General features: G+C 34.1%; 6 protein-coding genes. 3 read left to right on the forward strand and 3 right to left on the reverse strand.

Features of this window, described 5'->3' with window-relative positions; translation table 11 throughout:
* Positions 1-24: 24 nt before the first annotated feature.
* The 3 genes from GXW81_RS05750 (at position 25) to secG (ending at position 3,898) form a co-directional block, all read left to right on the forward strand.
* Complete coding sequence (locus tag GXW81_RS05750) at positions 25-1,338, forward strand: pitrilysin family protein (protein ID WP_161531567.1); 1,314 nt, start codon at positions 25-27, stop codon at positions 1,336-1,338.
* A 12-nt stretch (positions 1,339-1,350) separates the two neighbouring features.
* Positions 1,351-3,393 (forward strand): pitrilysin family protein, encoded by a 2,043-nt coding sequence (locus GXW81_RS05755; protein ID WP_161531568.1) that lies wholly within the window; start codon positions 1,351-1,353, stop codon positions 3,391-3,393.
* Between the two features lie 142 nt (positions 3,394-3,535).
* The gene (gene secG, locus GXW81_RS05760; RefSeq protein ID WP_161531569.1) at positions 3,536-3,898 is read left to right on the forward strand and encodes a preprotein translocase subunit SecG; all 363 of its coding nucleotides are present in this window, start codon (positions 3,536-3,538) and stop codon (positions 3,896-3,898) included.
* 38 nt (positions 3,899-3,936) lie between these two features.
* On the opposite strand, the gene GXW81_RS05765 is transcribed toward secG, so the two are convergent.
* The 3 genes from GXW81_RS05765 to GXW81_RS05775 form a co-directional block, all read right to left on the reverse strand.
* The gene (locus tag GXW81_RS05765; RefSeq protein WP_161531570.1) at positions 3,937-4,794 is read right to left on the reverse strand and encodes a glycosyltransferase family 2 protein; all 858 of its coding nucleotides are present in this window, start codon (positions 4,792-4,794) and stop codon (positions 3,937-3,939) included.
* A 6-nt stretch (positions 4,795-4,800) separates the two neighbouring features.
* The gene (gene recR, locus GXW81_RS05770) at positions 4,801-5,409 is read right to left on the reverse strand and encodes a recombination mediator RecR (RefSeq protein ID WP_161531571.1); all 609 of its coding nucleotides are present in this window, start codon (positions 5,407-5,409) and stop codon (positions 4,801-4,803) included.
* A 103-nt stretch (positions 5,410-5,512) separates the two neighbouring features.
* Positions 5,513-9,931 carry a S8 family serine peptidase gene (locus GXW81_RS05775; protein ID WP_161531572.1) on the reverse strand — a complete coding sequence of 1,473 codons (4,419 nt, stop codon included), beginning with the start codon at positions 9,929-9,931 and terminating at the stop codon, positions 5,513-5,515.
* Between the last annotated feature and the right edge of the window lie 493 nt (positions 9,932-10,424).

A 10,424-nucleotide genomic window follows, 5' to 3' on the forward strand; every position in this document is an offset into this window, starting at 1 on the left:
ACAAAAAATAAATTTAATATCGTAATGAAAAAAAAGTTTTTCTCTTTGGCAGTGGCTACTTTCGCGGGAGTTCTGCTAAATGCACAACAAATCAAATTTGAGGAGTACGATCTCCCTAACGGACTTCATGTGATTCTCCATCAAGACAATTCTGCTCCGGTAGTTACTACTGCTGTAATGTACCACGTAGGTGCTAAAGACGAGATGGAAGGCAGAACAGGCTTTGCTCACTTTTTTGAACACCTTTTATTTGAAGGAACTCCAAATATTAAAAGAGGCGAATGGTTTAAAGTAGTTTCTTCTAACGGTGGTAATAACAATGCTAACACCACTGGAGATAGAACTTACTACTACGAAACTTTCCCGTCTAATAATACTCAATTAGGACTTTGGATGGAGGCTGAAAGAATGAGACACCCCATCATTAATCAAGTAGGCGTGGATACTCAAAGAGAGGTTGTGAAAGAAGAAAAAAGGCTAAGAATGGATAACCAACCTTACGGAAATCTATTTAATAGTATTTTAACTTCTGCTTTTAAAAATCATCCTTACAAAGGGACTACCATTGGCTCTATGGAAGACTTAAATGCAGCAAAATTAGAGGAGTTTCAAAATTTCTTTAAAAAGTATTATGTACCCAACAATGCTACTTTAGTTGTGGCTGGAGACATCAATCCTGAACAAACTAAAAAATGGATTAACGAATACTACTCTACTATTCCTAGAGGTGCAGAAATTACTAGAAACTTCCCCAAAGAAACGCCTATTACAAAACAAGAGGAGGTAACGGTTTATGATAATAATATCCAAATTCCAGCGTATGTATTTACTTATAGAACGCCTTCTAATAAAGAAAAAGATGCTTATGTTTTAGAAATGTTGGGCAGTTATTTAAGTAGTGGCAAATCTTCTGTTTTATACAAGAAGTTGGTAGATCAAGAGAAAAAGGCTTTGCAGGTACAAGCTGCTAATATCGGTATGGAAGATTATAGCATCTTCGCATTCTTTGCAATACCTATGGGAGCTACTACTAAGGCTACACTAGAAAAGGATATAGATGCTGAAATCAAAAAACTACAAACTACACTAATTTCGGAAGAAGATTATCAGAAACTTCAAAACCAGTTTGAAAATCAGTTTGTAAATTCTAATTCTACTGTGGAAGGTATCGCTCATTCTCTAGCAGATAGTTATGTTTTGAAAGGAGATACTAATCTTATCAATAAAGAGATAGATATCTACCGTTCTATCACCCGTGAAGATTTAAAACAAGCAGCGATTAAATACCTTAATCCAAATCAAAGAATCAACATCAATTATTTACCTCAAAAAAAATAATTCTAATCAACAATGAAAAATATCAAATACATTGCAGCGGCATTTCTAGTTTCAGGAATGTTATCTGCTCAAAATATAGACCTTAATGCAATGCCAAAACCAGGACCTACTCCTACGGTAAATGTGGCACAGCCTAAAACTTTCACCCTTAAAAACGGACTTACCGTAATGGTGGTAGAAAATCATAAACTCCCTAGGGTTAATGTTACTCTTACCATAGACACACCTCCTATATACGAGGGCGATATTGCTGGGGTTTCTAACATTATGGCAAGTCAATTAGGTAATGGCACTACTTCCCTTAGCAAAGAAGAATTTAATAAAAAAGTAGACTTCTTAGGAGCTAGATTAAATTTTGGTGCTTCTGGAGCATTTGCCAATACACTATCTAAATATTACCCAGAAGTAGTAAGCCTTATGGCAGATGCTATCATCAATCCAAAATTCTCTAGTGAAGAAGTTCAAAAGTCTAAAGAAAGGGCTTTAGAAGGACTTAAAGCAGACGAAAAGAGTGCAGAAGCTATCGCTAACCGAGTGTCTGATGCACTTATTTATGGTAAAAATACCGCTTTAGGAGAGTTTAAAACAGCGGAAAGCATCAATAAAATTCAACTAAAAGATGTGCAAGAATTCTATCAAAAATATTACACCCCTAACAATGCTTATCTTGTAATTGTAGGAGATGTAAAATATGATGAAGTAAAGAAACAGATAGAAAGCCAATTTAAAAATTGGAAAAAATCTAATGTTAAAATCCCAACTCCTGCACCTGCGAAAAATCTAACCACTACCGAAGTGAATGTAGTAGATGTTCCTAATGCTGTACAATCTATCATTAAAGTAGGTAATGTTTCTACTTTACAAATGAAAGACCCACAATATTTTGCTGGAGTTATGGCGAATTATATACTTGGTGGCGGTGGCGAAGGCAGATTGTTTATGAACCTTAGAGAGAAAAATGCATTTACTTACGGGGCATATTCTAACCTATCTACGAGTAAATACTCGCCTAACTTTAGTGCAGAAGCAAGTGTAAGAAATGAGGTTACAGATAAGGCTGTAAAAGAATTCATCAATGAGCTTAATGCCATCTCTACTGTAAAACCAGAAGAGTTACAAAACGCTAAGGCAAAACTGAAAGGTAGTTTCATAATGTCTTTAGAAAAACCTGAAACTATTGCTAGATTTGCTTTAAACCAAAAACTTCAAAATCTACCTGCTGATTTCTATACTAATTATTTAAAGTCTATAGAAAAGGTAACAGCTGCTGATATTAAAAAGGTGGTTAATGAAAATATTTTGCCTAATCAAGCGAGAATTTTCATCGCTGGTAAAGCAACAGATATTGCGGATAATTTAGAAAAATTAGGTTATCCAGTAAAATATTACGATGCCTATGCAAATCCTAGCAAAAAACCTGAAGTTAAAAAAGTAGATGCTAATGTAAATGTAGAAAGCGTTGCTCAAAACTACATTAAAGCCATAGGTGGAAAAGAGGCGGTTAGTAAAATCAATTCTGTTACAATGAATGCTACGGCTACCGTTCAGGGAATGCCTTTGGAAATGACTTTAGTACAAGCAAAAGGTGGTAAAATGATGATGGATATGAAAATGATGGGCAACTCTATGCAAAAAGTTGTATTTGATGGTAAAGAAGGCTATATTATGGCTCAAGGAAACAAAATTCCTATGCCAGAACAGGCTAAACAAGAGATGCAAAAATCTACTGAAGTATTCAAAGAATTAGCGTTTGCTAATAATGGTAACTATGAACTAAAAGGCATTGAAAAGGTAAATAATGAAGATGCTTATGCTATTAAATCAGGTAAAACCACTTATTTTTACAGCGTAAAATCTGGATTGAAATTAGGTGAAACTAAAGTAGAAAAAATGGGTGACAAAGAAATGACTATCCCTTCTACTTTCTCTGATTACAAAGAAGTTTCAGGAGTTAAAATGCCGTTCAAAATCAACCAGAATATGAGTGGTATGGATATTACTTTTGAAGTAAAATCTTACGAATTTAATAAAGCTCAAGAAACAGATTTTAAATAGTTGATAAAATCATAACTTTTTGAACATTAAGAGGCAATTCTATTTGGAGTTGCCTCTTTTTTATATAAGTTTTGATGATTTTATTCTTAATATAAAATTATTCTTCTTATATTTGCGGACTTAAAAAATTATCTTTTTAGTTATGGGTACAGTTTTTACACTATTTATGGTTCTTATAGTAATTGTGTGCGTGTTGTTGGTAATGGTAGTTATGGCACAAAACCCTAAAGGTGGAGGTCTTTCAGGAACATTCGGGGGAGCGTCTTCAGCTTCTTTTGGAGTTCAAAGAACTAATGATTTTATGGAAAAAGCAACTTGGACATTAGGAATTACAGTAGTGTTGCTGATTGTTTTAAGTGTGGTATTAACTGCAAAACCTACAATAAATGTGGCTCCTGTAGCTCCTAAGAAAACAGAGTTACCTAATGCCCCACAAGCACCAAACCAAAAAGTAGATTTAAACAATACAGCTACACCAGTAGCTCCAAGCAATACAGGAAACTAATATTTTTGGTCTTAAATAATAGAAAAAAGCGAAAGAGATTACATTTCTTTCGCTTTTTTTAGTTTTAGGCGTTCTATAAAGTATTTTAGTTTTAAACCTTGTAATAAAAATAGATATTTGAATCTATTTTTGGACTTATAGTATTTTTCTAAAAATAAAAACATCGCTCCATAAAATCTTGACAAATATTTTAAATCTTTCACGGTGCTTTGTCCCTTGTGATGAAGTATAGAATAAGCCCCATAATAGTAGTTTTGAAAGCCTTTACAGATAAGAGTATAGCACAAATCTATATCTTCGCCGTACATAAAATATCTTTCGTCTAAGCCTCCTATATCCAGATATAGTTCTCTTTTCATTAAAAGAAAAGCTCCTGTAATCACTTCTACACAAGCAATTTCGTTTTCGTTAATATCGTTTCTATAATAGGTTTTACGGTTGTTTTTCCGAGAGGTAAATAGAAATAGTTTTTCAAAAGAATTGATGATATTCGGAACAGAACGCTTACTCTCAGGAAGAAAATCCCCCGCCAAATTATGCATTTTTACACCGATGCAACCCAAATTATTACAACCATCAGCAAATTCTAGCAAACCATCTAGCCCATCACTTTCTAACTCGGTATCTGGATTTAGTAATAAAATATATTCGCCTTGAGCTTTTGTAGCGGCAATATTATTCGCTTTGGAGAAACCTAAATTCTCTTCTAATGCTATAAAAGTAACCTTCGGAAAGGTGTGTTTAAGTTTTTGCCAAGAGTTGTCTGTAGAGCAGTTATCTATAACTATAATCTCGTAATCTACTTTAGCTGCATACTTTTCTATGGATTGAACACAAGCCAACAATAAATCGGTTACATTATAATTAACGATGATAATGCTTAGTTTTTTTTTCATAAAAACTTAATGACCTTTATAAGGTATTCGGTTTAAAATAGACCTCCCTAAAGAAACTTCATCAGCGTACTCTAGCTCATCTCCAACAGAAATACCTCTCGCAATATTGGAGAATTTAACCTGAAAATGCTTAAACTTTTTATATAAATAATATACGGTGGTATCGCCTTCCATAGTGGCAGACAGTGCAAAAATTACCTCCTCTATCTCTCCTGTTTCTAGTTTGCTTTCTAAAGTTTCTATATTTAGTTGTTGAGGTCCAATACCTTCCATAGGCGATATTTTACCTCCTAGAACCAAATATTTCCCTTTGAATTTCCCTGTATTTTCTATCGCCATTACATCTCTCACATCTTCCACAACGCATAAGAGCTCAGCGTGTCTACTGTCATCTGAACAAATTTCGCAAATATCTGTGTCCGAAAAGTTATGACATTCTTTACAGTATTTTATCTCCGTAACTAGATTTTGTATAGCATCGCCTAGAGCTATTCCTTGCGAACTCGGTTGTCTAAGCAAATGAAGTGCTAGCCTAAGAGCCGATTTTCTACCTATCCCTGGGAGACCTGATATTTCTTCTACGGCTTTTTCTAAAACCTTACTTGGAAAATTCATAACCACAAAGGTAATTTTATTTTAAAAATAAAACAAAAAGAAAGCCGACTAAAAGCCGACTTTCTCTATTTATTAAAATTGATTTTGAAATGAATATCAATTTTTATTTAACCATCAGTTTTACATTGTGTTTTACTCCTTTATCATCTACTAGATTTAGGATATAAACACCTTTAGGCTGTTGAGTTAAATTAAGCTCAAACTTGTTTCCGTTGTAGCTGTTAGATAAAATCTGTTTTCCAGACATATCGTAAACTCCAGCTTTTAGAGAAGATACAGTAGGAGCTGCTTCTACTACAAAGTTGCCATTAGACGGATTAGGATATACTTTTAATCCTCCATTTGCGTTAACATCTGATGTAGAAAGCGTAGTAATATTAACTACAACAGTTTGTTTATCAGATTTAACTCCATCAGAATATACCGCGTACACATCGTAAGTATATGAACCATTTGTAGTCATAGTTTCGTTGTATAGACGAGTGCTGTAATCATTAATATTGCTTACACTTACACCATCTTTAACAACCTCATAGCCTACTAGGTAAGGTAATGTAGTTATTCCGAATGTTATTTTAGGATTAGAAATATTATTTACTTTGCTATCGCCTTCCTTAAGTACATCGTTTGAAACTAATTTCTGTCCTGCTAAAAGAACTTTCTTATAGTCTAACTCAGAAGAAGTTGCCAATGCTTTATCTGTAATGCTAGCACTAGATTTTCCTGCTGGAGAGTTATCGTAACCTACTTCTACATCATCTAATGCAATATAGAAAGCATCATCAGCTTTTTTAGTTCTATGGTGGAATGCTACAAAGAACTCTTTATTTGTATATTGCTTAATGTTAAAAGTTTTAGTAACGAATGTCGGAGCATTTCCTGTTGCATCAAATGTATAAACTTTATACCCTGCTTTTATCTCATCTACAGTAGGTGCTTGTCCTGAAGCTGGAGCTTCAACAACATAAACATCATATCTTTCTGGCCAAGGGAATTTTACAGCATACTTCAATACTTCTGCTCCTTTTCTTAACTTAGGTGTTACTAAATAGTCATCAGCATCTATTGCTCCAGAGAACCAAGAATAAGATCTAATACCATAGCCTCCAGAATTTTTAAACAATGTAGCCGATGAAATAGTCCATGTTTGATTATCTGTATTACCATCAATCACGGTCATTCCTGCAGGTAAGTTTCCAGCACTTTCAAAGCCTTCGGAATATACAGGATTCATTTCTGGTCTATCCCATTTAAGAGCTAGATTTTTTGTATTCTCATCAAAGCTATGTGTTAGGTTTTCTACGCTATTGTAGATGCCTGTTACTGTGATATAATTATCTTTTTCTTTAGTGTTAGTACTGTGTGCAGATGTAGCAGTAAGCCCTACTTTGTATTTACCTATTTTAGAAAACTTAACATTAGGGTTTTCAGAAGTATCTTTAGTTCCTCCTACATACTCTACTCCATCAGACGGAGTGATAGTCCATTTGTACTCTGTTGGTTTAGGGTTACCTGTAGAAGTATTAGTAAATATTACCGCTTCACCAGAGTATATATTCTGATTATTTACTGTAAAGTCTGCTACCGTAGCTGTATTTTTGACTGTAACGTAAGCACTCTTACTTAGAGAATTTTCTCCTTTCGCATTAGTAGCTTTAAGGGTAACTGCATAAACTCCCTCTTGGTTGAATACTACTTTAGGTTCTTTAGAACTAGCAGAAGTATTCTCTACAAAACTTACTGTACTAGGATTGAAAGACCATTCCCAAGAACTTATAGGTAATGTGGAAGCTGTAACCGTACTGTTAGTTAAACTAACCGTTTCAAAAGAATTAGGGTTTAATTTACTTGCTTTAAAATCAATATTAGGTTTATCTTCTGCATACTCAAACCTTGTTTTATCTATAGCAAAGGCATAAGATAAAGCACTACCTTCTGTTTTATGATTAAATCCGATATAAGCTATTTGGTCAGTATCTACACTAAACTCATAAGAGTATCTATTGTAAGCCGTAAGAGCTTCCACCTTAGGAGCCACTTCTTTAGTCATTGAAGAGCTATTAGCTGCAGAACCTAAGAAGATACTAATATTTTCAATAGGAGTTTGGAATTTACGAGCATAGAATATCACTCTATAAAGAGTATTCTTTTTAAGTTTTAGAGGGTTAGAGAATAGCCAATCATTTACATTAGTTTTGTTTCCTGGGAAATTTAATGCAAAAGAGCTACCTTCATAAGCTAGAGTTGCATCATCATATTTTCGCCATGTTCTTCCATCAGCATCTTTATCTTCAGATGTCCAACCATTTTTAGCAAAATCATCTTCATAACCAAACTCATGAGATGATAAGTCTGGGGTTAAGTCTGCTACAACACCATATGCTTCTACACTGGCTTTATTATTAAGCTCTACCTCATCACCTGTATAGACTACTTCCGAAGTAATTGTATAATTAACAAAGGATTTAGATAAGTCTATATTTTGTACTAAAGCTACCGTTTCTCCTGAGTTTAAAGTAGGAACTGTAATCTCACCTTGAGTAACTTCTTGACCATTATCTTTATTGATTAACTTATAAATCACTTTAGCCTCTGTAGAAGCTGAGTTACCTTTGTTGGTTATTTTAAACTCTACAGGTGTAGTAGAAGAATATTCTACTGGAGATACTTTTACATTAACAGCTGTTACTGCTAAGTCTTTTGCTACACCACTATTGATACCAGTAACTACCATAGCGTAATCCTGACTATCAGCATTAACTAATGTTACTGCTGTTCCTGTAGCATCTGTAGTTACATTATTCTTTTTTAGAGTTCCTTTGTGAGTTACCTTTATGGTATAAGTTGCACCAGGCACAGGGTTATCTATTACAACTTGCTCCACATTATCTACGTCATTGTCAGCTTTAATAGCTGGAGATGCAGGATTGTCAGGATTTAGTCTCCAAGGCAGTTCCTCTACTCCATCTTTTATTACTCTAATATCTAAATCGTTTACCAGCATTTTGGTACGATTGTTAAGATTATCCATACTAGGAAGAGTTTCAGGAACTGGATCTGTCCACGCAATAGTTACTTTTAGAGGTTCTGTTCCAGAAGCTACTACTTGCAATTCTTCTGTTGCTCCATTTTGCAAAGTTTTTTCCTCTATTAAAGAATATTGATTCCTTAGCGAAATAGTCTTAGCTGCATCAAATGCGTTTAACAATCCCCACCCAGAAGCATAGTCTGGTCCTGGAGCTTCACCTGCTTCGTTAGCTGTAGCAATAGCCAATGCTTTTAAAGTAGCTGACTTCATATGAGCATTAAACTTCTTGAAATAATGCTCTTGTAACAATAATAAAGAGCCTGTAACATTAGGAGAAGCCATAGAGGTTCCGCTCATTGTTCCATAAGCAGTATCTCCTGTAGATACACTAGATTTAAGGTCAACACCAACGCCAGAAATATCAGGCTTAATTCTTCCATCGTCTACAGGTCCAAATGCACTAAAACTAGCCATTCTTACATCTTGAGGTGTCTTATATCCTCCCACTATTTTATTTGCAGCGCCTACAGTAAGAATATTTTTACCTGTGCTTCCGAAAATAATACAATCAAACCCATTATCACCTCCATTTCTTTGTCTTACTTTCGTTGAAGCCATCCATTGCCCTGCAGAGTCTCTCACATAATGTGTCTCTCCTGGTGCAGGACCATCTCCTCTAGGATTTCCTGCTGCTTTCACAGGTAAATAGTAAGGTGCATTAAGAGCAATTAAATCCCAATCTCTATCAGGAGCTGTATACTGTCCATAGCCTTTATATTCAGTGTCCTCATCGCTTCCAAACCAGTGCCAGCCTTGAGTTCCTGACCAATTTCCCCACTCGAATCCTCCCAAATAACCATAAGAATGATTGGATAAAATTGCTCCAGCAGCAGCAGCAGCCACCATTTCATTCTCATCATTATTCCAATCATAAGCATCTAATGTAGCCTTGGGAGCCATTCCTTTCACCAGAGCATCTACTCCTGATGCTACCATAGTTCCCGCTACATGGGTAGCATGATCGCTATTACTTAATGGGACATCTTTCTGAGTTACTCTTCCTCCAAACTCTTGATGGGTAGCTCTCACTTTTCCTCCGTCCCATTCGTGCACCTTCATTCCACTACCTTCTAGGTTGAAAACTCCAGCACTAGGATGAAGTTTACTAGTACCTGTACCTTCGGCAGCTCCCGTGTTATATGTAATATAGTAAAGAGCTCTCCCCTTTTTATCAAAGCCTTGAAGTTGGTAAAGTTTACCATTGGCTTCACCCATAAATGGAATTTTAAGGTCTTTTGCTTTAGCCTGTAGCTCTTTAACACTAAGAGTAGCCTTACTAAACCCTTTCTGCAACAAATTTAGTTGCTTGAGATTAGATGACTCTTTAATTTTCTTTACTTGTTCTGCATTCTGTGCAAAAACAAAGTTCGGAAGTAACAGAAAACCTGCTGCTATTGGTAGCAAATTTCCTATTTCTAAAATAGATTTTTTCATAAAATACAAATGTTTTAAACGCTTTACAATATTAATGTTTTTTTGCTAATAAAAAAATCAAACAAGTGTATAACATATACTGTAAAACAATTTTTTTTAACTTAAAATAAAAATATAGTGTAATTTTTGAAAATATAATAAAACAAAAATTAAGAAATAATAATTTAATATCGAATAGAGTTCTATATCACATTAAATAGCTTAGTATAAAATACTGATAATAAGACTTAAAAACTAAAATTACCCCTCAATAAAACATATGAATAATATCTCAAACTAGATAAATATATCAATTCTAATTTATTTTTAATTTATTTAAAATCAACAGTTTAAGTATATTTAAAAAATACAAAAACATGATATTGGTCATGTTTTGAAATTTAATATTGTACAATTTATTATTTTATTATTTATAGTAATTCTAAATAATTAGATGTAATAAATTTAAATATGATTATTATATAGCAACTTTTTTTCATTATTTTTGTGGAAA

It is taken from the genome of Riemerella anatipestifer (assembly GCF_009932355.1).
Classification (GTDB): domain Bacteria; phylum Bacteroidota; class Bacteroidia; order Flavobacteriales; family Weeksellaceae; genus Riemerella; species Riemerella anatipestifer_E.